The 25,474-nt window shown below is 64.5% G+C and carries 22 protein-coding genes; 13 read left to right on the top strand and 9 right to left on the bottom strand.

Annotated elements, in window-relative coordinates:
• The first annotated feature begins 98 nt into the window (after positions 1-98).
• The 4 genes from DFK10_RS01670 to DFK10_RS01655 all read left to right on the top strand — a co-directional run bounded on the left by DFK10_RS01670 (position 99) and on the right by DFK10_RS01655 (position 5,253).
• Positions 99-1,217, top strand: coding sequence for a DUF418 domain-containing protein (locus DFK10_RS01670; RefSeq protein ID WP_109385914.1), 1,119 nt, complete (start codon positions 99-101; stop codon positions 1,215-1,217).
• 106 nt (positions 1,218-1,323) lie between these two features.
• Positions 1,324-2,304: a P1 family peptidase gene (locus tag DFK10_RS01665; RefSeq protein ID WP_109385912.1), complete on the top strand. Its 981-nt coding sequence runs from the start codon at positions 1,324-1,326 to the stop codon at positions 2,302-2,304.
• Positions 2,305-2,400: 96 nt separating this feature from the next.
• On the top strand, positions 2,401-3,870 hold the full coding sequence (locus tag DFK10_RS01660; protein ID WP_109385910.1) for an NAD-dependent succinate-semialdehyde dehydrogenase: 1,470 nt from the start codon (positions 2,401-2,403) through the stop codon (positions 3,868-3,870).
• 150 nt (positions 3,871-4,020) lie between these two features.
• Complete coding sequence (locus DFK10_RS01655) at positions 4,021-5,253, top strand: META domain-containing protein (protein WP_109385908.1); 1,233 nt, start codon at positions 4,021-4,023, stop codon at positions 5,251-5,253.
• Here the strand turns inward: DFK10_RS01655 and DFK10_RS01650 are convergent.
• Both DFK10_RS01650 and DFK10_RS01645 read right to left on the bottom strand, forming a co-directional pair.
• Entirely contained in the window at positions 5,250-6,005 is a 756-nt protein-coding gene (locus DFK10_RS01650) for a hydroxypyruvate isomerase family protein (protein WP_109385906.1), read from the bottom strand. The two genes, DFK10_RS01655 and DFK10_RS01650, sit on opposite strands and share 4 nt — an antisense overlap.
• Positions 6,006-6,025: 20 nt before the next feature.
• A complete protein-coding gene (locus DFK10_RS01645) occupies positions 6,026-6,616 on the bottom strand; it encodes a DUF1285 domain-containing protein (protein ID WP_109385903.1) in 591 nt (196 codons plus the stop codon).
• Between the two features lie 62 nt (positions 6,617-6,678).
• Here DFK10_RS01645 and DFK10_RS01640 point away from each other — a divergent pair, with 62 nt between their 5' ends.
• The 4 genes from DFK10_RS01640 to DFK10_RS01625 are packed head-to-tail and all read left to right on the top strand — an operon-like array spanning position 6,679 to position 13,416.
• The gene (locus tag DFK10_RS01640; RefSeq protein WP_109385901.1) at positions 6,679-7,686 is read left to right on the top strand and encodes an AAA family ATPase; all 1,008 of its coding nucleotides are present in this window, start codon (positions 6,679-6,681) and stop codon (positions 7,684-7,686) included.
• Positions 7,683-8,558, top strand: coding sequence for a DUF58 domain-containing protein (locus tag DFK10_RS01635; protein ID WP_109385899.1), 876 nt, complete (start codon positions 7,683-7,685; stop codon positions 8,556-8,558). The genes DFK10_RS01640 and DFK10_RS01635 overlap by 4 nt, the downstream gene beginning before the upstream one ends.
• On the top strand, positions 8,558-11,344 hold the full coding sequence (locus DFK10_RS01630; protein ID WP_109385897.1) for a DUF4159 domain-containing protein: 2,787 nt from the start codon (positions 8,558-8,560) through the stop codon (positions 11,342-11,344). The genes DFK10_RS01635 and DFK10_RS01630 overlap by 1 nt, the downstream gene beginning before the upstream one ends.
• Entirely contained in the window at positions 11,341-13,416 is a 2,076-nt protein-coding gene (locus tag DFK10_RS01625) for a hypothetical protein (protein ID WP_109385895.1), read from the top strand. The genes DFK10_RS01630 and DFK10_RS01625 overlap by 4 nt, the downstream gene beginning before the upstream one ends.
• 34 nt (positions 13,417-13,450) lie before the next feature.
• Here DFK10_RS01625 and DFK10_RS01620 read toward each other — a convergent pair whose 3' ends face one another.
• The 3 genes from DFK10_RS01620 to DFK10_RS01610 are packed head-to-tail and all read right to left on the bottom strand — an operon-like array spanning position 13,451 to position 14,945.
• A complete protein-coding gene (locus tag DFK10_RS01620) occupies positions 13,451-13,798 on the bottom strand; it encodes a hypothetical protein (protein ID WP_109385893.1) in 348 nt (115 codons plus the stop codon).
• Positions 13,799-13,839: 41 nt separating this feature from the next.
• The gene (locus DFK10_RS01615) at positions 13,840-14,535 is read right to left on the bottom strand and encodes a DUF599 domain-containing protein (protein WP_109385891.1); all 696 of its coding nucleotides are present in this window, start codon (positions 14,533-14,535) and stop codon (positions 13,840-13,842) included.
• Positions 14,535-14,945, bottom strand: a complete 411-nt coding sequence (locus DFK10_RS01610) for a CopD family protein (protein WP_109385889.1) — start codon at positions 14,943-14,945, stop codon at positions 14,535-14,537. Before DFK10_RS01610 ends, DFK10_RS01615 begins: the two co-directional genes overlap by 1 nt.
• A gap of 109 nt (positions 14,946-15,054) precedes the next feature.
• Between DFK10_RS01610 and DFK10_RS01605 the strand changes: the two genes are divergently transcribed.
• The 5 genes from DFK10_RS01605 to DFK10_RS01585 all read left to right on the top strand — a co-directional run bounded on the left by DFK10_RS01605 (position 15,055) and on the right by DFK10_RS01585 (position 20,467).
• Positions 15,055-16,494, top strand: a complete 1,440-nt coding sequence (locus DFK10_RS01605; RefSeq protein WP_109385887.1) for an FAD-linked oxidase C-terminal domain-containing protein — start codon at positions 15,055-15,057, stop codon at positions 16,492-16,494.
• A gap of 59 nt (positions 16,495-16,553) precedes the next feature.
• The gene (locus DFK10_RS01600; protein ID WP_408005555.1) at positions 16,554-17,672 is read left to right on the top strand and encodes an FAD-binding protein; all 1,119 of its coding nucleotides are present in this window, start codon (positions 16,554-16,556) and stop codon (positions 17,670-17,672) included.
• Positions 17,672-18,985 carry a glycolate oxidase subunit GlcF gene (gene glcF / locus DFK10_RS01595; protein WP_109385885.1) on the top strand — a complete coding sequence of 438 codons (1,314 nt, stop codon included), beginning with the start codon at positions 17,672-17,674 and terminating at the stop codon, positions 18,983-18,985. The genes DFK10_RS01600 and glcF overlap by 1 nt, the downstream gene beginning before the upstream one ends.
• 62 nt (positions 18,986-19,047) lie before the next feature.
• Positions 19,048-19,860 (top strand): trypsin-like serine peptidase, encoded by an 813-nt coding sequence (locus DFK10_RS01590; RefSeq protein ID WP_109385883.1) that lies wholly within the window; start codon positions 19,048-19,050, stop codon positions 19,858-19,860.
• Positions 19,861-19,990: 130 nt separating this feature from the next.
• On the top strand, positions 19,991-20,467 hold the full coding sequence (locus DFK10_RS01585; protein ID WP_109385881.1) for an Hsp20 family protein: 477 nt from the start codon (positions 19,991-19,993) through the stop codon (positions 20,465-20,467).
• Between the two features lie 110 nt (positions 20,468-20,577).
• Here the strand turns inward: DFK10_RS01585 and DFK10_RS01580 are convergent, their stop codons facing one another.
• From DFK10_RS01580 to DFK10_RS01565, 4 genes are all read right to left on the bottom strand, one after another.
• Positions 20,578-21,765: a GSCFA domain-containing protein gene (locus DFK10_RS01580; protein ID WP_109385879.1), complete on the bottom strand. Its 1,188-nt coding sequence runs from the start codon at positions 21,763-21,765 to the stop codon at positions 20,578-20,580.
• Positions 21,766-21,870: 105 nt separating this feature from the next.
• Positions 21,871-22,281, bottom strand: a complete 411-nt coding sequence (locus DFK10_RS01575; protein WP_109385877.1) for a universal stress protein — start codon at positions 22,279-22,281, stop codon at positions 21,871-21,873.
• 78 nt (positions 22,282-22,359) lie between these two features.
• Positions 22,360-25,164 carry a DNA polymerase I gene (polA, locus tag DFK10_RS01570; RefSeq protein WP_109385875.1) on the bottom strand — a complete coding sequence of 935 codons (2,805 nt, stop codon included), beginning with the start codon at positions 25,162-25,164 and terminating at the stop codon, positions 22,360-22,362.
• 71 nt (positions 25,165-25,235) lie between these two features.
• The gene (locus tag DFK10_RS01565; protein ID WP_109385873.1) at positions 25,236-25,415 is read right to left on the bottom strand and encodes a zinc-finger domain-containing protein; all 180 of its coding nucleotides are present in this window, start codon (positions 25,413-25,415) and stop codon (positions 25,236-25,238) included.
• Between the last annotated feature and the right edge of the window lie 59 nt (positions 25,416-25,474).

Genomic DNA, 25,474 nt, shown 5'->3' with positions numbered 1-25,474 from the left:
ATTCCAGAATTTTGTTGCCGCCCGGTCTTGACTGCGGTGCCGTGTGATTGGCGAGCCAGAGGTCGGCATTTCACTTTTCGCCAGTTATAAGGCCAACCATGACCGATAGCCGCCGCGCCCTCATGCCCGATTACCTACGCCTTGCGGCACTTTTTGGCATCGTGGTCGTGAATGTGCAGTACATGGCCTTTTCCTCGCTGCACGGCTTTGCCGATCCGGGCGGCGCCACCCCGGCAGACGCAGTGACGCTCTGGCTGGTCAACGGAGTTGCAACGCTCAAGACCTACGGCTTGTTTTCCTTCATGTTCGGGGTCGGGCTGGGCTTTTTGATGCGATCGACGGAACGGCGCGAGCTGGCCTTCGGCCGCGTTTATCGCAACCGGATGCTCGGCCTGCTGGCCCTCGGTTTCGTCCATGGCTGTCTGTTCTTTCCAGGCGATATCCTGGTCATCTACGCGGTGACCGGCGCGGCTCTCTACCGCTTTCGAACCTGGCCTGCCGTCAGGCTTGTACGCGTCGGGATGGCACTTCTGTTGGTCCAAGTCGTGATCGCGCCACCCATCCTGCTGTCGATCCCGGACGCACCGGCCGACATGATTGCACTGGAACGCGAGATCATGACCCGTGGCGGTTTCCCGGAGGTGATCGTGTTCCGAGCCATCGGCTTCGCGTTCACCCTTCCCGCCTTCCTGATCATTCAAGGTATTTCAGCACTGGGGTGGTTCTGCCTGGGATTGGCGGCGGTGAAGTCGGGCATGATCGACAACGCGGCGCATCCGCTCTGGCGCCGGGCACGCCGCTGGTGCCTTGGCCCCGGCCTCGTCCTCAGCCTCGGCACCGCCGCAGCTTGGCAATGGGGTCCGACCGTTGCGGGCGCCGCCCTGACGATCGCGGTCGCGCCAGTGGCAACGCTCGGCTATCTCGGTCTTATCGCCGCCATCGCCCGCCCACCGGGTCCGATCCTGTCCCGCGCCCTCGCGGCTGGCGGGTCAAGCCTGACCATCTATCTCGGCCAGTCCATCCTGCTGTCGACCATATTCGCTGGCTATGGCCTGGGGCTATGGGGGGCGCTGGACCGGGCCACCGCGACGGGGATCGCCCTTGCCGTCACCGTTGTTCTGATCGCCCTGGTCGCGGTCTGGCGCATGTTTTTTGCCTTGGGACCCTTCGAATGGGTCTTGCGGCGGATCACATATGCGGGCCAGGAAAACGCCTGATCCAGGGACCGGGCACGGATGGCTGGTCATCGGCGGCCTGATGCCGCAGAGTGCCCGGCATGAGCCATCGCACCATGACACCTGTCGGCCCCGGAGGCTGCGCCCGATGACACCGGGTGCGCGCAACCTGATTACGGACGTGGCCGGTCTACAGGTGGGCAATGCGCAGGATGCCGGATTGAAATCGGGCGTTACCGTCTTGACCGCCGATGCGCCTTTCGTCGCCGGTGTGGCCATTATGGGCGGGGCGCCCGGCACCCGTGAAACGGATCTTCTGGCCCCCGACAAAACCGTCGAGCAGGTCGATGCGCTGGTCCTGTCGGGCGGCTCTGCTTTCGGACTGGCGGCCGCGGACGGTGTGATGACCGGGCTCAGGGCGATGGGCCGCGGCTTTGCTGTCGGTCCGCACCGGGTGCCGATCGTGCCTGCCGCGATCCTCTTCGACCTGATGGCGGGCGGCGATCACGGTTGGCAGGACACCCCATACCCCACCCTCGGCCGCACCGCGCTGGACACGGCGTCAGCGGATTTCAACCTCGGCAGTATCGGTGCGGGAACCGGCTGCACCACGTCGACATTCAAGGGCGGGCTCGGCTCGGCCTCGGCAATACTCGACAACGGCCATACCGTCGGCGCATTGGTCGCGGTCAACGCGCTCGGCAGCGCCACGGTCGGCGATGGACGGCATTTCTGGGCCGCGCCCTTCGAACAGGGCGATGAATTCGGTGGCCTCGGCCCCGCCCGAGACTTCCCGCAACAGCACCGGACGAAGCTCGACGCGCCACGCAACACCACCATTGCAATCGTCGCCACCGACGCTGCGCTGACCCAGGCCCAATGCACGCGCCTTGCCACCGCTGCCCATGACGGCATGGCCCGCGCCCTGGTGCCCGCGCATACCCCGATGGATGGCGACCTTGTCTTCGCAGCCAGCACCGGGGACAGGGCGCTGACCGCTCCGGCTGGAGACATGCTCGCCCTTGGTCATGCCGCGGCCACTTGCCTGGCCCGTGCGATTGCGCGGGGCGTTCATGCCGCCACGCCCGCCCCGGGCGATGTGTGTCCGTGCTGGGCCGAGCGTGCATGAGTTTTCGATAGGTCCAGTCCGCTAGGTGGCTTGGCCCACGCCGGGCAAGACGTTAGGTCTGGCGGAAACCTGTTCGCGCATATTGGAGGCCACGGCATGACCGGCACCACAGAACTCAAGGACATCCTTTCGCGCCCCGACCTCGTCATCGAAAAGGCTTTCGTCGGCGGGGAATGGGTCGATGCGGAGGAGGGCAAGACCTTCGACGTGATCAATCCCGCCCGGGGCGACGTCATCGCGCAGGTTGCGGACCTGTCCCGCGCCGATGTCGCGAAAGCCATCGAGAAGGCCGAAGAAACCCGCCACGCCTGGGCCGCGCGAACCGCCAAGGAGCGCGCCCAGATCCTGCGCCGCTGGTTTGACCTGCTTATGCAGAACCAGGAGGATCTGGCCCGGATCATGACGGTTGAACAGGGTAAACCCTTGGCAGAGGCGCGCGGCGAGATCGCCTATGGCGCCTCGTTCATCGAGTGGTTCGGCGAAGAGGCCAAGCGGCTCTATGGCGAGACCATCCCCGGCCACCAACCCGACAAACGCATCACCGTGATCCGCCAGCCGATCGGAGTGTGCGCCTCGATCACGCCCTGGAACTTCCCCAACGCAATGATCGCCCGCAAGGTCGGCCCGGCCCTGGCCGCAGGGTGTGCGATCGTCGCGCGTCCCTCGGAACTGACACCGCTCTCGGCGCTGGCCATGGCCAAGCTGGCCGAAGAGGCAGGCCTGCCACCCGGTGTCTTCTCGGTCGTGCCCGGCCTTGACGCCCCCGCCATCGGCCAGGAATTCTGCGAGAACCCATTGGTGCGCAAGCTGACCTTCACCGGGTCCACCAATGTCGGGCGTATCCTGCTGCGCCAGGCGGCCGACCAGGTCATGAAATGCTCCATGGAGCTGGGCGGCAACGCGCCGTTCATCGTCTTCGACGACGCGGATCTCGATGCCGCGGTCGCCGGGGCCATCGCCTGCAAGTTCCGCAACAACGGGCAGACCTGTGTCTGCGCCAACCGCATCTACGTGCAGGACGGGGTCTATGACGCCTTCGCGGCCAAGCTGAAGGACGCGGTCGAGGCGCTCAAGGTCGGTGATGGGCTGGAAGATGGCTCGGACCTCGGCCCGCTGATTTCTACCGCCGCGATCGACAAGGTCCGCGACCATCTCGACGATGCTCTGGCCAAGGGCGGGTCCGTCCTGACCGGCGGCAAAGCCATCGAGGGTTTGTTCTTCGAGCCAACCATCGTCTGCGACGCGACCACCGAGATGAAAGTCGCCACCGACGAGACCTTCGGCCCCTTTGCCCCGCTGTTCCGTTTCACCGACGAGGACGAGGTGATCGCCATGGCCAATGACACGATCTTCGGGCTGGCCAGCTATTTCTACGCCAAGGACATCTCGCGGGTCTACAAGGTGGCCGAAGCGCTGGAATACGGAATCGTCGGGATCAATACCGGCATCATCTCGACCGAGGTCGCACCCTTCGGCGGGGTCAAGCAATCGGGCTTGGGCCGCGAAGGCAGCCACCATGGGATCGAGGAATTCATGGAGATGAAATACGTCTGCATGAGCGTGTGATCGCTTCGCCCTTCAACTTTGACCAATCGCGCCACGCGTCCTGGCCCTCAGGGCGCGCGGCTTTTTTGCGCGACCTGCCCCCGGGCATTTCAATTCGCGGCTCAAGCCCCCTATATTCACCGCAGCACAACCCGCATCGAAGGTGGTTTCATGTTGCGTTTTTTCCTGTCTGCGGCCTTGGGCATTGTCGCGGCGTTTCCGGCCGTCGCCAATGACGACACGCGCCAGATCGGCGGTGCGTTGACTTATAGGGCCAAGATCGCCCTTCCGCCGGGGGCCGAGGTGACCATCGAGGCGATGGGCCTTTTTGATACGGTTCTGGACCGGGCGCAGTTCGCCACCGAAGGCAAGCAGGTGCCGTTGGATTTCGAGTTGACGGTGCCCAAGGGGATTGGCGGGCAGGTCAGCGCCGTGATCCGCAGCCATGGGGCGACGGGTTGGATCGTGCAGGATATTCCCTTTGCCGCCGGTGAGGATAACGTGGATCTGGGGCCGCTGTGGATGGACCCGATGACGCCCCTCGCCTTTGCCACGCGCCTTGATTGTGGCGGCAAGGAGGTTTCCTTCGGCGTTCTGGACGACCGCGCCACCCTTCGGATCGACGGACAGGACCACGCCATGACGCAGAAGGTTTCCGCCTCGGGCGCGCGTTATGTCGGGGGGCCGGACGATCAGATCGAATTCTGGTCGAAAGGTGATAGCGCGATGCTGACGGTATCAGGCGAGGCCTATCCCGAATGCACGCCGCTTGAAGACAGCACCTCCCCCTACCGGGCACGCGGGAACGAGCCGGGCTGGCATGTGGACATCGGCGAAAACGAGGTCGAGGTCATCGCGCAATATGGCGAGGTGACCAAGCGTGCGCCCCGACCCGAGGAGGGGATCGAGGCTGGCGGCTATGTCTTCGACATGCCGCAGATTGCCACACGCCTGCGGATCGAAGGCGGGCTGTGTCATGACGACATGAGCGGCATGCCCTATCCATACCGCGCGGTGCTGACGCTGGATGGCGTAGACTATCGCGGCTGTGCCGGCGACCCCCAAGACCTTCTGGCTGGTGCAGAGTGGCGGATCGAGGATGTCATGGGCGGTGGCGTGATCGACGCCGCCGAAGTGACGATCGCCTTTGACGGCAAGGGGCGCGTCAGTGGGCGGGCCGCCTGCAACCGGTACTTCGGCGGTTATGAGCTGACCGGCGAAGGGGTGTCCTTTGGGCAGATGGCCTCGACACAGATGGCCTGCGCCCCGGCCCTGATGGATCTTGAGCGCAAGATGCTGGAGGCCCTCGGCCAAGTGCAGCGGTTCGATTTCGATGAAACCGGGGCGCTCATGCTGATCGGTGGGCCGGAGGGCAAAGCGCTTTTGACCGCGCGGCGGCCCTAAGTGATCCAGCCAAGGCCGTCTTCGGTGCGGGTTCGCGGGTTATATTCGCCGCTGACCCAGCCTTGGTAGCCATCTTTGTCGAGACGCGCGAAAAACCCGGAATAGTCGATCGCGCCGCCCATGGGTTCATGCCGGCCGGGATGCCCGGCCACCTGCACATGCGCAGTGCGGTGGCCGTGCATGGCCCATGTATTCATCACATCACCGGTTATGCGATGGGCATGGTAGGCATCGAATTGCAGGCCCAGATTGGGCGCGCCGACCTCGTCCAGAAGCGCCAGCGCGACCGAGAAATCGTCCAGGAAATAGCCCGGCATGTCATGCGGGTTGATCGGCTCGATGGTCAGCTGCCGCCCCTCGGCCGTGTCTGCCGCCCAAGCAAGGTTGTCGGCAAAGACCGCGGCGGCCTCCGGCCCCTCGGCAAGGCCTGCCATGACATGCAGCCTCTCGGCCCCAAGGACATCCATGTAACGCAAGGACCGCTGAAACGCCTTCCGGAACCGTTCTTGCTGTTCGGGCACGGCGGCAAAGCCCCGTGGGCCATCGGGATCGGCATAGTTCGGGGGCGGACAATTGATCAGCGCCAGCGGCAGGCCCGATTGCGACAGCGCCCGGCCCAGCGCCTTGGCGTCGACATCATAGGGAAACAGGATTTCAACCGCCTCGAAGCCAGCCTCGGCCGCGAGCGCCGGCCGATCAAGCAGCGGCGCCTCGGTGAACAGCGTCGTCAGATTGGCGCAGAATCTGGGCACTTCGAATTACCCTTCTGCCATCATGGTAGCTCGGCCGCCGGAATGATCGGGAAAAACTCACCTTGCGAGCGCAGGCCGAACCATTCTTCACCCTCATGTGGCGCCGTTTCGCCGATCTCGACCAGTCGGTAGAATGACTTGCGATCAATAAGCGCCTCAAGATTCCGGCGGATCAGCACATAGGGCGACGGCTCGCCGGTTTCCGGGTCGCGCTCCACCCGGATCGGATGATCCGGCCCGGCGACAGCGTAGTCTCCGACATTGGTCTCGAACCGCAGCCCGTCGCCCTCCCGTTCGAAATCCACGGCGACGAAAGGTGCGTCATCAACCGTGATCCCGACCTTTTCGACCGGGGTGACAAGGAAATAGTCATCCCCGTCCTTGCGCAGGATGGTCGAGAACAGGCGCACCAATTCAGGCCGCCCGATCGGTGTGCCCAGGTAGAACCAGGTGCCGTCGCGCGCGATACGCATGTCCAGATCGCCGCAAAACGGCGGATTCCATTTCTCGACCGGCGGCAATCCGCGGCCCTTGCTGGCCGCACGGGCAGATGAGGCTATGTTTTCCGCGGAAACGGTCACGGATGTGTCATTCGGGTTTGTCTTTGCCATTGGGGTCCGGCGCGATATCTGTTCAACTGCAATGAAATATAGTCTTCGAAGGAGATTTTGCCATGGCCGATGACGCACAGCTTGTCGCCGAGATGGACGCGCTTGGGGACAAGCTGGCCACTGCCCGGGCGTCTATTGCCAACAGGTTCATCGGCCAGGATAGCGTTGTCGACCTGACGCTCGCGGCCTTGCTCTGTGGCGGGCACGCCCTTCTGATCGGCCTGCCCGGCCTTGGCAAGACCCGGCTCGTGGATACGCTGTCAACGGTGATGGGGTTGTCGGGCAATCGCATCCAGTTCACGCCCGATCTGATGCCGGCCGACATCCTCGGCTCCGAGGTGCTGGAAACCGGCGCTGACGGATCGCGCACATTCAAATTCATCGAAGGTCCGATCTTCTGCCAGCTGCTGATGGCGGATGAGATCAACCGCGCCAGCCCGCGGACTCAGTCGGCCCTTTTGCAGGCGATGCAGGAACGGGAAGTGACGATTGCGGGCGAACATCGCGCCCTTGGCGTGCCGTTCCACGTGCTGGCCACGCAGAACCCGATCGAGCAGGAAGGCACCTATCCCCTGCCCGAGGCACAGCTTGACCGGTTCCTTGTGCAGATCGACGTGCCTTACCCCGACCGTGACACCGAACGTGACATCCTGCTGGCCACGACCGGCGTGGAAGAGTCCGAGGCCAGCAACGTCTTTTCCGCGCAGGATCTTCTGAACGCGCAGACGCTGCTGCGGCGGATGCCTGTGGGCGAAGCCGTGGTCGAGATGATCCTGGACCTTGTGCGCGCATGTCGCCCCGATGACGAAAGCGCCCCCCAGATCGTGCGCGACACGGTCAGCTGGGGGCCGGGGCCGCGCGCCGCGCAGGCGCTGATGTTGACCGTCCGCGCCGAGGCATTGCTGCATGGCCGCCTCGTGCCCAGCGCCGAAGATGTGCACCGTATGGCCGCGCCGGTTCTGACACACCGCATGGCGTTGTCCTTTGCCGCCCGCGCGCGCGGCGAAAGCCTGGGTCACGTCATTTCCCAGGTCGCGGATCAGGTGACGAAGGTCGAGGCCGCCGCGTGACCGAACGGCCGCTCACCCTGCGCAGCGGGGCCGAGGCGCTTGCCGCGCCGTTGCCGCCGCTTCTGGCCGAAGCCGAGCATCTGGCCACGACCGTTATCGTGGGCGACCATGGCCGCCGGCGCGCGGGATTGGGCGATACATTCTGGCAATACCGACCTGCGCAGTATCACGACGAACGCCGCCATATCGACTGGCGCCGCAGCGCCAAGTCGGACAATCAGTTCGTGCAGGACAAGGAATGGCAGATCGCCCAGTCGGTTCAGGTCTGGGTCGATCAGTCGGCCTCGATGTCCTATGCCTCTCGCGATGACCTGCCCTCCAAGGCGGACCGGGCCCGCGTGCTGGCGCTGGCCTCGGCGATCCTGTTGCTGCGCGGCGGCGAACGGGTCGGGTTGACCGGCGGGCTGCTGCCTCCGAAACGAGGCGAGGCGCAGGCCGCGCAGATGGCGGCGCTTCTGTCCGAGGATCACACGGACGATTTCGGTGCGCCGGTGGCCGACGGGATGCTGCATCATTCCCGCGCCGTCTTCGTGTCGGATTTTCTCGGCGATATCGACGCCGTGGAGCGGGCCCTGTCCGAGGCAGCCGACCGCGATATTCGGGGGGCGCTTGTCCAGGTTCTGGACCCGGCGGAAGAGGCCTTTCCCTTCGATGGGCGCACGATCTTCGAAAGCATGACCGGCGCGATGCGGCATGAGACGCTGAAGGCCGCCGACCTGCGTGACCGGTATCTCGACCGTCTGGCCCGTCGCAAGGACCGCTTGGCCGAACTGGCCCGCCTCAGCGGCTGGCAATTCCACACCCACCACACCGGCGACAGCGCAAGCGCGGCGCTGCTCTGGCTCTATTCCGCGCTGGAGCGGCGCAGCTGATGTGGTCCTTGGATCCAATCGCGTTCGGGGCACCTTGGCTTCTGCTGGGGCTGATCGCCTTGCCGATCCTGTGGCTGCTGTTGCGGGCCGTGCCGCCCGCGCCGCTCCGGAGGCGTTTCCCCGGCGTGACCCTGCTGCTGGGCCTTTCGGATGACGAAAGCCAGACCGACCGCACACCGTGGTGGCTGCTGCTTCTCAGGATGCTGGCTGTTGCCGCCGTCATCACCGGTTTCGCCGGGCCGGTCCTGAACCCGCAGGACGACCAACCGGGCAGCGGCCCCCTTCTGGTGCTGGTCGATGGCACCTGGGCCGACGCCCGCGACTGGCCGCGTCGCCTCGACCGGATCGAGGCCGCATTGGACAACGCGGCGAGCGATGGACGCCCGGCAGCGCTTGTGCAGCTGACGGATTTGCCTGCGGAGGGTCCGGTCTTTCAGGATGCGCAGGCCGTGGCGCAGGGCGTCGCGGGGCTTGTGCCGCGCCCGCATGACCCTGACCCGGCTGCGATTGCCGCCTGGGCCGCCACGCTTTCGGGCGATTTCGACACGTTCTGGCTGTCGGATGGCGTGTCCCGCGACTCGCGCGCCGTTCTTTTGGCGGCGCTGGAAAACCGCGGTTCGGTCCGAATATTCGAAAGCCCACGCCCGGTCTTCGCACTCAAACCGCCGCGCTACGAGGACGGCGCAATCTCCATCGAAGCACTGCGGGCGCAAACCGGGCCTGATACGGAGATCCGTGTTGATGCCATCGGCCTGGACCCGGCTGGCGTCGAGCGGCGACTGGCCAGCGAAGGGGTGATATTCGAACCAGATGCCAAGGCCGCGACACTGGACCTGTCGCTACCACCGGAGCTGCGAAACCGCATTACGCGGTTCGAGGTTCAAGGCCTGTCGTCCGCCGGGGCCGTGGCGCTGACGGATGACGCGCTCAAGCGGCGCGAGGTTGCGCTGCTGTCAGGGGGCAACGACCGCGAGGGGCTGGAGCTTCTGGATCCGCTGCACTACCTGCGACAGGCCCTGACCCCCTCTGCGGATCTTGTCGATGGCACGCTGTCGGATGTCCTGTTGGCCAATCCCGATGTGATCATATTGGCCGATGTCGCAACTTTGTCGGAACTCGAAAGCCAGGACCTCCAAACCTGGGTCGAGGCCGGCGGCCTGCTGGTGCGTTTTGCCGGGCCACGCCTGGCCGCCAGCGATGTCAGCCGGGACGCCGAGGACCCGCTGATGCCCGTGCGCCTGCGCGTCGGCGGCCGATCCATCGGGGGTGCCATGAGTTGGGGAGAGCCCAAGGCACTGGCCCCCTTCGACGCGGACAGCCCCTTTTTCGGGCTCGCCATCCCCGACGATGTCGCCGTCAACGCCCAGGTCATCGCCCAGCCCGACCCGACATTGGCCGACCGTGTCATCGCCGGGCTGGCCGATGGCACGCCGTTGGTTACCCGCAAGGACACCGGGCAGGGCCGGATCGTCCTGTTTCATGTCACCGCCAATGCCGAATGGTCGACCCTGCCACTGTCGGGCCTGTTCGTGCAAATGCTGGAACGCCTGGCGGTTTCGACACGGCCCGCCATGCCGGACATGGAGGCGATGGAAGGAACAAGCTGGATGCCCGAGGACGTGCTCGATGCCTTTGGCGTGCTTCAGGATGCGGGCGCGCTTCCGGGTGTGGACGGCGCACGCCTGGCGCAGATGACGCCCGCCGCGGACATGCCGCCGGGGCTTTATGCCGGAGAGGACCGCCGCATCGCGGTCAACGTCCTGAACGCCGACAGCACGCTTTCGGCGACCGCCTGGCCGGCCCGCATCCCCGTCGAAGGGTTGGACGTGGTCCGTGAAACGCCGCTCAAGGGGTGGCTGCTAGGGGCGGCGCTGGTGCTCCTGATGCTGGATATCCTGGCTGCGCTGGCCCTGTCGGGGCGCTTGCGCGGCCCCCGCGCCGGGGTGACCGCAGCCATTGTCGTCCTCGCCATGGCCGGGCTGCCGACCCCACCGCAGGCACAAGAGGCCGAAAGCCCGGCACCGGTGCCCGAGGAATTCGCCGTGGCCGCCACCTCGAACGTGGTGCTGGCCTATGTGCAGACCGGCAACCCCCGCGTCGACGAAATGTCCGAGGCCGGCCTTTACGGGCTATCGAACATCTTGTTCCAACGCACCTCGATCGAGCCGGCCATGCCCATGGGTATCGACCCGGAAACCGACGAGTTGGCGTTCTTCCCGTTCCTCTACTGGCCCGTCACTGCCGACCAGGACCTGCCCAGCCGCGAGGCCTATGCCAAGCTGAACCGTTACCTCCGTTCGGGGGGCATGATCCTGTTCGACACCCGCGATGCGGACCTTGCGCGCTTTGGCTCTTCCAGCCCGGAAGGCCAACGCCTGCAAGCCATCGCGCGCGGACTGGACATCCCGCCGCTGGAACCGATCCCGCAAGATCACGTCCTTACCCGCACCTTCTACCTGTTGCAGGATTTCCCGGGCCGCCATGCCAGCCGGGATGTCTGGGTCGAAGCGGCGCCGGCCGATGCCCAGGCCGCCGAAGGCATGCCGTTCCGCGATCTCAATGACGGGGTAACGCCGGTGGTGATCGGCGGAAACGACTGGGCAGCCGCCTGGGCAACCGATGAGACCGGCAACCCGCTGGTGCCGATCGGGCGCGGCATGGCCGGGGAACGCCAGCGCGAGATCGCCATGCGGTTCGGCGTAAACCTCATCATGCATGTGCTGACCGGAAACTACAAATCCGACCAGGTGCATGTGCCCGCACTTCTGGACAGGTTGGGCCAATGACCGGACAGATCCTTCTGGACCCTTTGATTCCGCTGGCGCTGATCTACGGCCTGGCCGCACTGGCCGGATTGGCGCTTGTAATCGCCGTCTGGAGGCGGCTGGCGGGTTGGGCGCTCCGGGCGCTGGCCGCGCTGGTTCTGCTGGCCGCCATCGCCAACCCCTCGCTCCAGAACGAGCAACGCGCGGCGCTTTCCGACATCATCATCGCGGTCGTCGATGAAACGGCCAGCCAGCGCATAGCGGACCGCCCGGCCCAGAGTCAGGCCGCGCTTGAGAAGCTGCGCGCCGAGGTGGCCAGCCGCAGCAATACGGAACTGCGCGTGGTCACGCTCGAAGATGGCGAAGGCGACCGTGGCACGCAATTGATGACGGCCCTGTCCGAGGCCCTGGCCGAGGAGCCGCGCGCCCGCGTGGCAGGCATGGTCCTGATCACCGATGGCCGCGCCCATGACTTGGCCAATGCGCCACCCGACCTGCCCGCACCTCTGCACGCGCTGTTGACCGGCCAGGCCGATGACTGGGATCGCCGTCTTGTCGTGCGCAACGCGCCCAGCTTCGCCATTCTCGGTGAACCCGTCACCCTGACCCTGCGGGTCGAGGATCAAGGCGCTGCGCCCGACCCCGGGCTGGTCGACCTGTCCATCGCCATTGATGGCGGCGAACCGATGCAGTTTCAGGTGCCGGTCAACGAGGACATCGAGCTGCCCATCGACATACCCCATGGCGGCATGAACGTCCTGCAATTCGCCACGCCCGAGGCCGAGGGCGAACTGACCGACCGCAACAACGCCGCCGTTGTCCAGATCAATGGCGTGCGCGACCGGCTGCGGGTGCTGCTGGTTTCTGGCGAGCCGCATCCGGGAGAACGCACTTGGCGCAACCTGCTGAAGTCGGACTCGGCGGTGGACCTTGTGCATTTCACCATCCTGCGCCCGCCGGAAAAACAGGATGGCGTGCCGGTCAATGAGCTTTCTCTGATCGCGTTTCCGACCCGCGAATTGTTCCTCGAGAAGATCGACGAATTCGACCTGATCATCTTCGACCGCTACCAGAGACGGGGTATCCTGCCCTCGGTCTATCTCGACAACGTGGCCTCCTACGTGCGCAACGGCGGCGCGGTGCTGATCGCCGCCGGGCCGGACTACGCAAGCGCCGATTCCCTTTTCCGCTCGCCATTGGGGGCGGTTCTGCCGGGCAATCCCACGGCGCGGGTCTATGAACAGGGTTTCCGCCCGACCCTTACCGAACTGGGCGAGCGCCACCCGGTAACCGAGGGCCTGACTGATTTCGCCCCATTGCCCAACGCTGCGGACGGCACCCCCGGTTGGGGTCGCTGGTTCCGTCATATTGAAGTGACGCCGACACCCGGTGCCACCACCGTCATGAGCGGTGTCGATGGCCAGCCCTTGCTGATGTTGGAGAGGGTCGGCGAGGGGCGCGTGGCGCTGATGGGTTCCGACCATGCCTGGCTGTGGAATCGCGGCTTCGAAGGGGGCGGGCCGCAACTGGAACTGCTGCGCCGGCTGGCCCACTGGATGATGAAGGAACCGGAACTGGAGGAAGAGGCGCTCTGGGTCGAGCCCACCGGCCAGACCATGCGCATCATCCGCCGCACCCTTGGCGAAGAGGTGGGCCCGGTAACGATCACGCATCCCGACGGGACCGAGACGACGATCGACCTTGACCAAGTCAGCCCTGGTCGGTTCGAAACGCTGTGGGAAGCCCCGGAAATCGGCCTCTATCGTCTGACTGACGGGGACGAGGAAACCGTGATCGCGCTTGGCCCCTCGGCACCGCGGGAATTCGAGCAAACCATCGCCAGCGGCGAAGAGATCGCGCCGGTCATCGACACCGTGAATGGCGGGGTATTGTCCATTTCCGACGGGCTGCCCGACCTGCGGGACGTCCGCGCCGGGCGGCCCGCCTCGGGCAATGGCTGGATCGGGATCACGCCCCGTGGGGCCTACCGAACAGCGGATATCACCGTTTCACCGATCCTGCCGGCCTGGGCCTTCCTGTTGATCGCGGCGACTCTGATCGTCGGAGCCTGGCTCCGCGAAGGGCGTCGCTAGGCGACACGAATTTCTTGAAATTCGTTGCCCGCGATCAGGGCAAGGCCAGCGCTGTCGTCTCGGTGTTCCAGCCATCGACGAGACATTTGGCGCGCAGGAAGACCGTTGTCGTTCCCGGCGGAATCTCAACCCCTGACAAGGACCGGGTGAACGGCTGCTCCCTCACATGGGGATGGGCCAGAACACGGGTGCCCAGGATAGTGCCATCGTCCAGCTCCACCCGCCAGCCATCGGCATAATGGTCCCAGCCGGCATCGGGATGAGCGATGGTCACGGCAAAGGTCCAGCCGCCCGCCACCCCGCGCGCTGTCGCATCGGTGATCGAGGGCGGGTCGGCAAACACCGGAGTGGCAACCAGAAGGCAGACAACGGCAAATCTCATGGTTCCTAGCCTAGCAGATCGGCAGCCGCGCACATGTCACATCATCGCGACAGGATATCTCGGGGGATCGAGGTGAATTCGCGGCTCCAGACCACCCAGAGTGAGAAGACGGACGCCACCATCAGCGGGATCGGCCCCACCAGCCACGCCGCCGCCCCCAAAGCGAAATACATCGCTCTCAGGCCACGGTTGAAGTTGATCGCGGCGCGCACGTTGAGCTGGGTGGCCCGCTGCACCATCGCGGGCACTTCCGGGTGGTCGGGTTCATTGGGCATGGCGCCCATCAGGACCGCGCAATACCCGAAAACCCGGTTGGACCAGACGAAGCGCAGGAAGGCCTGCGCGAGGAACAAGGCGACGAGCACCAGCTTGAGCTGCCAAAGCAACGTTGGTGCGGCATCCGCGTGCAGCTCTTCGGCAAGGCCGGCGAGCGGTTCGACGTTGCCGATCAGGGCAAGCACACCACCGATCGCCAGCAAGCAACTGGAGGCGAAGAACGTCGTGCTCTGCCGCAGATTGGCGAGAATCTGGCTGTCGAAGATCCGGTTGTCACGCTCGGCAAAGCGCTGCATCCACGCCAGCCGGTGATCGGCCATCATCACTGTGACAGACGGGCGCGAGGACGCCGGATGCTCGATACGCCAGCCGATGATCCAGGCCCCGCCGACCAACAGCAGCACCGCTGCGAGATCCAGAAGCGTAAGAAGCGGGGCGAGATCGGCAAAGGTTGCGGGCATCAGAACGGCTTGAACACGACCAGGTAAAGCACCACAAGCGTCCCAAGAACGCTGACCTCGTTGAAGACGCGCAGGTAGAATTCGCTTTCTTCAAAGCGGCCCTGCTTGGCCCGTGCCACCAAGCGCCCGGTCCAACCGTAGTGAACCGCCAGAAGCGCGACCAGGGCCAGCTTGGCCCAGACCCAGCCCTGCCAGTTCCAGTGAAAGGCCAGGATCACCCCCGTGGCCACCGCCAGAACGCCCAGGCCCAACGAAAACCGGTAGACGCGAAAGGTCAGGTCCCCGGCCGGGCCGAATTGTCCCGTCGTGGCATATTCACGTTTCCAGTAGATCAGTCCGCGCGGCGCGACGAAAATCCCCGCCATCCAGCCCATGACGCAAAGCAGGTGTATGACCTTGATCCAATCCATGGGCCATTACTGCCGCCCCGGCGCGGCACCCGCAAGCCAAATAGGCAGTGCTTGTTATGGGATTCAGTTTGGTATAGAAATATTACCAATTATGGACGGAGGCGTAACCATGCAGATGCCGGACCCCGATGCGGCGATCCTCTCGCGCAAGGCGCGGATCGTCGAGAGGCTGCAATCCGTTTTGCCCACCGGCGCGGTTATCCACGAGCGACCCGAAGTCCGTGCCTATGAATGCGATGCCTTGACCGCATACAAGTGCCCGCCCCTCTGTGCGGTGCTGCCCACCAGCACCGAGGAAGTCTCTGCGGTCCTCAAGATCTGCCACGAGGAAGGCGTGCCGGTCGTGCCGCGCGGGGCAGGCACATCACTGGCCGGGGGGGCGCTGCCCACGGCGGATGCGGTGCTACTGGGAACGGCTCGCCTGAACGCGGTGATCGAGACGAGCTACGACGACCGCTATATCCGGGTGCAGTCGGGCCGGACAAACCTTTCAGTAACCGGTGCGGTCGAGGCGGACGGCTTTTTCTATGCGCCCGACCCGTCCAGCCAGCTGGCCTGCGCCATAGCAGGCAACATCGCGATGAACTCCGGCGGCGCGCATTGCCTGAAATACGGGGTAACGACGAACAACCTGCTGGGTGTGACCATGGTCATGATGGACGGAACGGTGACCGAGATCGGCGGAGCGCATCTGGATGCCGGGGGGCTGGACCTTCTCGGCGTGATCTGCGGCTCCGAGGGGCAGTTGGGCGTGGTGACCGAAGCCACCCTGCGCATCCTGCGCAAGCCCGAAGGCGCACGGCCCGTCCTGATGGGCTATGACAGCAACGAGGTCGCCGGCCAGGTGGTCAGCGACATCATCAAGGCTGGTGTCCTGCCGGTAGCCATCGAATTCATGGACCGCCCCTGCATCGAGGCCACCGAGGCCTTTGCCAAGGCCGGCTATCCGATGTGCGAAGCACTTCTGATCGTTGAGGTCGAGGGATCGGAGGCCGAGATCGACGAACAGCTTGGCCTGATCAAGCAAATCGCAAGCAAGCACAACCCTGTCGAACTGCGCGAAGCGAAGGATGCCGATGAGGCCGGCCGCATCTGGCTTGGCCGCAAATCGGCCTTCGGCGCCATGGGTCAGATCAACGATTACATGTGCCTTGACGGAACGATCCCGGTCAGCGAACTGCCCTACGTGCTGCGACGTATCGGCGAGATGTCCAAGGCATACGGCCTCGGCGTCGGCAACGTGTTCCATGCCGGCGACGGCAACATGCACCCGCTGATCCTCTACGATGCCAACACGCCCGGCGAGTTGGAGAAATGCGAAGCCTTCGGTGCGGATATCCTGAAACTGTGCGTCGAAGTGGGCGGGTGCCTGACCGGAGAGCATGGCGTCGGCATCGAAAAGCGCGACCTGATGGGCGTGCAGTATACCAGGGCCGACCTGGCCGCCCAGATGGCCGTCAAGGATGTTTTCGATCCCGCCTGGCTGCTGAACCCTGCCAAGGTCTTCCCGCTGGAGGCCAGCGCCGCGCACAGGGTTGCCGCCGCGTGATAGGGGGCGCTGCCCCCCGGCCTACGGCCTCCCCCCGGGATATTTGGAGTCCAAAGAAAATGATCACACCAGCGAGCGAGGCAGAGTTGTCCGAGGCGATCCGCGCTGCCGAGGGGCCGCTGCGGATCGTCGGCGGTGGAACACGGCCCATCGGCACGCCGGTCGAGGGGGCCACGCTGTCGACGGATGCGCTGACCGGGATCGAATTGTACGAACCGGGTGCGCTGACACTCGTGGTGAAGTCGGGAACACCCGTCGCAGCCGTCGAGGCGGCTCTGGAGGCAGAGGGCCAGCGGCTCCCGTTCGAGCCGATCGACCATCGCCCGTTGCTTGGAACGAAGAACGTCCCGACCATCGGCGGCATCGTCGCCACCAATGCCAGCGGGCCACGCCGGATCGCCGTGGGGGCTTGCCGGGATTTCATGTTGGGGGTGCGTTTCGTCGATGGGCGCGGGACGATCCTCAAGAACGGAGGCCGTGTCATGAAGAACGTGACCGGCTATGACCTCGTCAAGCTGATGGCGGGTAGCTACGGCACATTGGGCATTCTGACCGAAGTGGCCCTCAAGGTCTTGCCGGATGTGGACGACGCGGCAACGGTGACGTTGTCGGGCCTCTCCGATGTCGACGCGGTACGGGCAATGTCCGCCGCGCTGGGATCGCCATTCGAGGTATCCGGGGCCGCCCATGACCCCGAGGCCGGCGCGACATACCTGCGGATCGAGGGGTTCGCCACCTCCGTTGCCTATCGCGCCGGACGGATTTCCGACCTGCTCGCCCAGTTCGGGACAGCGGACGTAACACACGGCAAGGCGGCCACCGCCGAAACCTGGGCCGCGATCCGCGACGTGACCGATTTCGCGGGGCGGGATGGTGATGTCTGGCGGCTCTCGGTCAAACCCTCGGACGCACCCGCGCTTGTGGCGAAATCCGGCGCGGAAGCGGTGCGCTACGATTGGGGGGGCGGGTTGGTCTGGCTGTTGATGCCCGAGGGCGCCGATTTGCGTGCCAAGCTCGGGACATTCCGGGGCCATGCCACCCTGATCCGCGCCAGCGACGACACCCGCCGCGCCCTGCCCGTGTTCCAACCGGAAAACCCGGTGGTGGCACGGCTGTCCGAAGGCTTGCGGGCGAAATTCGACCCGCGCGGCATTCTCAACCCGGGGGTCATGGGCTGATGCAGACGACATTCACCGAAGACCAGTTGAAGGATCCCGGCACCGCGCGCGCCAACGAAATCCTGCGGGCTTGCGTGCATTGCGGGTTCTGCACCGCGACCTGCCCGACCTACCAGGTGCTGGGCGATGAATTGGACAGCCCCCGCGGCCGCATATACCTGATCAAGGACATGCTGGAAAACGAGCGGGTGCCGGACGAGAAAACCGTCACCCATATTGATCGCTGCCTGTCCTGTCTGGCCTGCATGACGACCTGCCCCTCGGGCGTTCATTACATGCACCTTGTCGACCATGCCCGCGACTACATCGAACGGCACTACGACCGGCCCTGGTCTGACCGGGCGCTACGCTGGGTCCTGTCAAAGATCCTGCCCTACCCGATGCGGTTCCGCATCGCCCTGTTGGGGGCCAGGATCGGGCGGCCTTTCGTGCGGTTCATGCCAGATGCCCGTCTGCGCGCCATGCTGGAAATGGCGCCGAAACAGATTCCGCCGGTCAGCCGCAACGACGACCCGCAGAGCTTTGCGCCCGCGACCCCGCGCAAGATGCGGGTCGCGCTGATGACCGGCTGTGCCCAGCGCGCACTGAACACCGATATCAACGACGCCACGATCCGCCTGCTGACCCGGCTGGGCTGCGAAGTGGTGGTCGCCGAGGGCGCAGGCTGTTGCGGGGCGCTGACCCATCACATGGGCAAGACCGACGAAAGCCATGCCACGGCGGCCAAGAACATCCGGGCCTGGGCGGCGGAGCTGGATGGAGAGGGGCTGGATGCGGTTGTCATAAACACCAGCGGCTGTGGCACGACGGTCAAGGATTACGGCCACATGTTCCGCAATGACCCCCTGGCCGAGGATGCCGCACGGGTCAGCGCCATCGCCAAGGATGTCAGTGAAGTCCTGATGGATCTCGACCTGCCTGCGGGCAGCGCGCCGGAGCTGAGCGTTGCCTATCACGCGGCCTGTTCCCTGCAGCACGGGCAACAGATCAAGACCTATCCCAAGGACCTGCTGAAGCGGGCCGGGTTCACGGTTGCCGAACCCACCGACCCGCATCTGTGTTGTGGCAGCGCCGGCACCTATAACCTGATGCAGCCCGCGATTTCCAAGCAGCTGAAGGAGCGCAAGGTGCAGACATTGGAAGCGGTGCGCCCGGACGTGATCGCGGCCGGGAATATCGGCTGCATGATGCAGATCGGCGGTGGCACCGATCTACCGGTTGTGCACACCGTGGAACTGCTCGACTGGGCCACGGGTGGACCGAAGCCGCCTGCGCTGAATGCTGCCGACATGGCCGTGCCCAAGCTACGCTGACCGCCTTAATCTTGCCCTACCGGGGCGATATGCGCTTAAGTCCAGCGAAAAGGCCTTGATCGATGCGGAAATCTCTACTCGCCCTTTTGGCCGCCCTTGCCCTGGCTTCGGGGGCGCAGGCGCAGGACAGCGGCCTGCAGCCCCTGCTCAACGGGATCGATGCCCGTGGCTGGGAGGCCGTGGGGCGCATTGACATGGCCGAAGGTGGTTTTTGCACCGGCACACTCATCGCGCCCGAGCTGGTCCTGACCGCCGCCCATTGCCTGTTCAGCCGTCGCACCGGGCAGGCACAGGCGCTGAACGATCTGGAATTTCGGGCCGGGCTGCGCGAAGGGCGTGCAGAGGCAAGCCGCAGGGTCCGTCGCGCCGTGATCCACCCCGATTACGTATTCTCCGAAACGCCCGACGCTACTCGTGTGAGCGCCGATCTTGCCCTGCTTGAACTGGACCACCCCATTCGCACCACGCGCATCCAGCCCTTCGAGATATCCCGCACGGTCGGACGCGGCACCGAGGTCGGAATCGTGTCCTATGCCAAGGATCGTGCAGAGCATCCATCGCTTCAGAAGGTCTGCAACGTGCTGGGCACCGCGGGACCGGCACTTGTCATGGATTGCGATATCGACTTCGGCGCCTCGGGGGCGCCGATCTTCCGGGACGAGGCGGGCGTGATGCGGTTGGTATCCGTCGTGTCCTCCATGGCCGACCTGAACGGCGAACGGGTCGCGTTGGGCATGGACCTTGCCCGCCCGCTGAGGATACTGCGACAGGAACTGGCCACGGGCAGAGCTGTCTTCGACACGATACCGGGCGAGGCGCGGGTCTTGCGCCCGGGTGAACGGTCGGACACGGGGGCGTTGTTCGTCCGGCCCTGACAGGCCTTGAAACGTCACTTTGCCCTTCCCAAATTCTTTTTCGCGGAATGCCAAGTCCGGGTTCCGCGTCCTTGCCTGTCCCATGCCGGGAAGGCGCAACATATTGTTATCGCTCAAAGGAGGATGACCCATGACACGTTTCGATCTTGCACCGCTCTACCGTGCCACTGTCGGCTTCGACCAGATCGCCGACATGATGGACCGGGTTCTGGCCAATGATGCCGGCACCCAGAGCTACCCCCCTTACAACATCGAGAAAACCGACGATGACGCATGGCGGATTTCCGTTGCGGTCGCCGGCTTTTCCGACGAGGACCTGAACGTCGAGCTGCGCGAGAATGCGCTGCTTATCTCGGGCCGCAAATCCGAAGATGCCCAAGCGCAGGACCGCACCTTCCTGCATCGCGGCATCGCCACGCGCGCGTTCGAGCGTCGCTTCACCTTGGCCGACCATGTTCGCGTGACCGGAGCCACCCACGAGAACGGCATGCTACACGTGGACCTCGTGCGCGAAGTGCCGGAGGCTTTGAAGCCGCGCCGGATCGAGATCGCGAAGTCCGATGCGCCGACCAGTGCCGGCGTGCTTGAGGCCGACAAGGTCAACTGATCGCGAAGTGGGCGGCCCCACACCGCCCGTTTCCTTCGTGAAGGGTCGAGGCGCCTGCCTCGGCCCTTTTGCATCAAGGGCACGGGCAGCCTACCCGGATCATGCGGTCCTCAAATTTTCGGGACCCTCTCCCACTCGGCTTCGATCTCGGCCAGCAAGTCGCGCACCGCGGCCTCGCAATCGTCATCCAGCTTGTTGGCGACGTTCTTGCGATCCATGAACTCCTTAAGCGCCTCGGTATCGCGACGCCGCAGGATACGCCCCAGGAAAGGCAGCATCCGGCCACTGGCGACATGGGCCAAGCCCAGCCGCGTATTCACATCAACCTTGTCGGCGCGGTCCTTGCACCAGGTCAGTTCGAAGAGGCTCATGATGAAATTGATGATGGTCGGGTCGGGATGGCGCATGTCCTCTTTGAGGCCGCCATCAAAGACTTGCCGGACGATCTCGTAGGAGGGCCAGTAATAGGCCGCGCCGGGGTTTTCGCGCAGGAATTCATCCAACGCCACCCGCAGCGTTGCCTTGCTGACTTCGTTCGAGGCGAGGCAGGATTGATCGCGGAACGTCGCGATCAGGGGAATGGGCGACAGGGTCAGAACGATCTTCGCCTCGGGCCGATGCTTGCGGATCAACGCACAGATCGCGGCGATATTGTCCTTGTTTTCGGACACGCTGGCCACGCGGAACCGGTGCCGCTCGGGGTCGTAGACATCCTTGGGAATGGTGCGCCAGAAGACGTTGCCGGTCGGTTCGTCATACCAAACCTCGGACAGGCCGAGCGTCAGGATGAAGACGTCGGTGCGGTCGAAGATGGCCTTGGTCGCCTTTCGCACCTCTTCGTCGTAACCGTAGGCCTCGGCCTTGTAGCCATGCCAGAGTTCGCCCTCGAAAGTGCGGTTCTCCCAGGCCCATTCGAATTGCTGGCGGATGACGAAGGTGTTCACCATCCCCTCGCCGCATCGGATCACGTAGGCGTTGTTGTCGTCCCCCTCGCGTCCGGCCACGGCGAAATTGCGCCGGGCCAGGTAGCCCGAGATGTTCGACGCGAAACAGGACCCGAAGGCGGTGATCTGCGTGGCCTCGTCGATCGGTGGCTCTTCGGGCAGAAAACCGTGCAGGACGTAGTCTCGCATCCCCTGCACGCTGAACAGCTGATCCAGCTTGGGGGTCTTGTTGGTGTGTTCTCCGCGAAACCAGCTGTGATGCTCGTTGCCGTCTTTCGATGTCTTCTGGAAATCCAGGTGGTGCGCATGATTGCGCCCGCCATCCGAAACGATCGTGTCGCTGTCCTTGGCCATCCGCTCGATACCCTTCACCGCCGCTTGTTGTTTGTTTGGTCAGAGGATGGGCGGCAAGGGGCGGCACTGCAAGAGGGGCGCGCGCGTTTGGCGCGAGGTGATTCCCTAGCGCACCACGTAGACCGAACAATAGGCATGGGCGACGACATGGCTGGCCGTGGTGCCCAGAAGGTAGTCCTGGATCTTGGGGTTCGCGGCCTCCATCACGATCAGGTCGACCTTGCGTTCGCGCGCCAGTTTCACGATCTGGCGGTGCACCGCGCCCTTGCGCACGATCAGTTCCACATCGACTCCCTCGGCCGGATGCGCCTGGATGAACTTGCGCAGCTCCTGGCCCCAATAGGCATCGCTGTCGTAGATGTTCATGTTGCGCTCGATCTCGGGGGCGACCGTGGTCACGATGAGCTTTGCCCCGCGCCGCTGCGCCATCTCGACCGCCTCTTCGTAGGCGGCATAGTCATGCTTGATATGCCTGAGGTTCAGCGGGCACAGGATCAACTTGGTTTCGCGGGTCATGGCATGTCCTTTCAATCGGAACCTGCCAGATATCTATCACACAGCCACAGGGCTGTCCGAAAGCGGCACTGCGCGGCGCTAATGCGCCTCGGCCCAGGTATCGCCCTGCCCGGCATCGACGACCAGCGGCACGTCGATCTTTACTGCGGGGTCGGCCGCATTTTCCATCACCTCGCGCGCGGCCCCGATCAGGTCTTCCACGGCGGACGCGTCGACCTCGAATAGCAATTCGTCATGGACCTGTAGCAGCATTCTGGCAGGCAGGTTGGCGATGGCATCTGGCATCCGCACCATGGCGCGGCGGATCACGTCGGCCGCCGTGCCCTGGATCGGAGCGTTGATCGCCGCCCGCTTGGCAAACCCGGCGCCGGGGCCCTTGGCGTTGATCTCGGGCGTATGAATCTTGCGACCGAACAGCGTCTGGACGAACTTGTGTTCCTTCGCGAAGTCCACCGTGTCATCCATGTAGGTGCGGATACCGGGGAACCGTTCGAAATATCTGTCGATGAAGCCCTTGGCCTCTTCCCGCGGAATGCGCAGGTTGCGCGCCAGCCCGAAGGCCGAGATCCCGTAGATCACCCCGAAATTGATCGCCTTGGCCTGACGCCGCACATCCGGGGTCATCTCGTCCAGCGGCACGCCAAACATCTCCGACGCGGTAGCGGCATGAATGTCCTGCCCTTCCCGGAACGCCTGTTTCAGGGCGTCGATTTCCGCCACATGGGCAAGGATGCGCAGCTCGATCTGGGAATAGTCGAGGCTGACCAGAACATTGCCCTTTTCGGCGACGAAGGCCTCTCGGATACGGCGGCCTTCCTCGGTGCGCACGGGGATGTTCTGCAGGTTCGGATCGGTGGAGGCCAATCGGCCGGTATTCGCCCCCGTCTGCACGTAAGAGGTATGGACCCGCCCGGTTTCGGCATTGATATGCGTCTGAAGCGCATCGGTATAGGTCGATTTGAGCTTCGACAGTTGGCGCCAATCCAGAATGCGCGCGGGCAGGTCGTGCTCGGTGGCCAGATCCTCCAGCACGTCCGCCGGGGTGGAATACTTCCCGGTCTTGCCGCGCTTGCCGCCCTCCAGTCCCATCTTGCCGAACAGGATTTCGCCCACCTGCGCGGGGCTGCCAACGTTGAATTCCTCTCCCGCCAGCTCATGGATCTCGGATTCCAGCCCGGCCATCTTCTGCGCAAAGGCATTGGACATCTGCGACAGCGTGTTGCGATCCACCTTGATCCCGTTGCGTTCCATCTGCGCCAGAACCGGCGACAGGGGGCGTTCGAGGGTCTCGTAGACTGTCGTCACCTGTTTGCGATGCAGTTGCGGCTTGAAGACCTGCCACAGGCGCAATGTGATATCCGCGTCCTCGGCAGCATATTTCGTCGCCTCGTCGATCGGAACCTTGTCAAAGGTCTTGGCAGACTTGCCGGTGCCAAGCAGCGTCTTGATCTCGATCGGATTGTGCGACAGGTAGCGTTCGCTCAGCGCATCCATCCCGTGCCCGTGCAGCCCGGCATTGAGAGCATAGCTCATCAGCATCGTGTCATCGAACGGGGCGACCGTGACACCGTAGCGCGCGAAAATCTTGCAGTCATACTTGGCGTTCTGGAAGATCTTCAGCACGCCGTCATCTTCAAGAAGCGGCTTCAGCATCTCCAGGCACCTGTCCATGTCCATCTGCCCGTCGAGTTTGGCGTCGGACCCGAACAGGTCCCCGCCCTCGTCCGAGACATGGGCCAACGGGACATAGCAGGCCTTTCCGGGATCCACGCTCAGGCAGATGCCCACGAGGTCCACGACCATGTCGTCCAGCCCGGTGGTTTCGGTATCGACGGCGACATAGCCGCGTTCATAGGCGCGGTCGATCCAGGCCTGCAGCGCCTGAGCATCACGCACCGTCTCGTACTTCTCCGGCTCGAAGGGCAGCGCCTCGGGGCCGTCCTCCTGTTCAGGCGGGTTGGCGCCTTCTGGGGTCTTGTCCTCGATCACCGGCGGCTCGATGTCCAGCTTGTCGGCAATGCGCTTGGTAATGGTGCGGAACTCCATTTCCGCCAGGAAACCAAGCAGCACGTCAGGCTCGGCGTCGCGCACCTCCAGATCGTCCAGCGTGAAGTCGATGGGCGTTTCGCAATCCAGCTGCACGAGCTTTTTCGAAAGCTCGATCTGGTCGCGCTTTTCGATCAGGGTCTGGCGGCGCTTGGGCTGCTTGATCTCCTCGGCCCGGTCCAGCAACTCCTCCAACGAACCGAACTCGTTGATCAGCAGCGCCGCCGTCTTGATCCCGATCCCCGGCGCGCCTGGCACGTTGTCCACGCTGTCCCCTGCAAGCGCCTGCACGTCCACCACCCGGTCCGGGCCGACGCCGAATTTCTCCTCGACCCCTTCGCTGTCGATCGTGCGGTTCTTCATCGGGTCCAGCATCTCGACGCCGTCACCCACCAGCTGCATCAGGTCCTTGTCAGACGACAGGATGGTGACGCGGCCACCCGCCGCCCGGGCTTGGCAGGCGAGGGTCGCGATGATGTCGTCCGCCTCGTAGCCTTCCATTTCCTTGCAGGCTATATTGAACGCCTCGGTCGCGCGGCGCGTCAGCGGGATCTGCGGGCGCAGATCCTCGGGCATCTCGTCCCGGTTGGCCTTGTATTGATCATAAAGGTCGTTGCGAAAGGTGTGACTGCCCTTGTCGAAAATCACCGCCACATGGGTCACGTCGGAATCGACATTCTCATCCACGTAACGCTGCAACATGTTGCAAAAGCCGCTGACCGCGCCTACCGGCAGGCCATCGGATTTCCGCGTCAGCGGCGGCAGCGCGTGATAGGCGCGGAAAATGTAGGCAGACCCGTCGATCAGGTGTAGGTGACAACCTTTGCCGAACGCCATGCGCGCCTCCTGTGCCAGACCCGGTCAGTGGTATCCGGCGCAGGCGCGGGGTTCAACGGCGTTGTCGCGGGTCAGGCCGACTTGGCATCCTCACCGTAGACATAACGGGCGTCGCAATAGGGGCATTCGACCCAGCCGGTGTCTTCCGGGATCTGCAACCAGACACGCGGATGGCCCAGCGCCCCCTCGCCGCCATCGCAGGCAACGCGGTGGCTGTTGACGATCTTGGTCTCGGGCGCGGGAATGGACATGTCATTGCCTCTTTCTGGGCTGCGGGCTAGGTCAGGGCATACTACGTTTTCCCCGGCAC

Origin of the sequence: Salibaculum griseiflavum (genome assembly GCF_003129565.1) — a bacterium.
Classification (GTDB): Bacteria; Pseudomonadota; Alphaproteobacteria; order Rhodobacterales; family Rhodobacteraceae; genus Salibaculum; species Salibaculum griseiflavum.
Note: the sequence above shows the minus strand (reverse complement) of the source record. Positions and strands in the feature narration are given on the sequence as shown.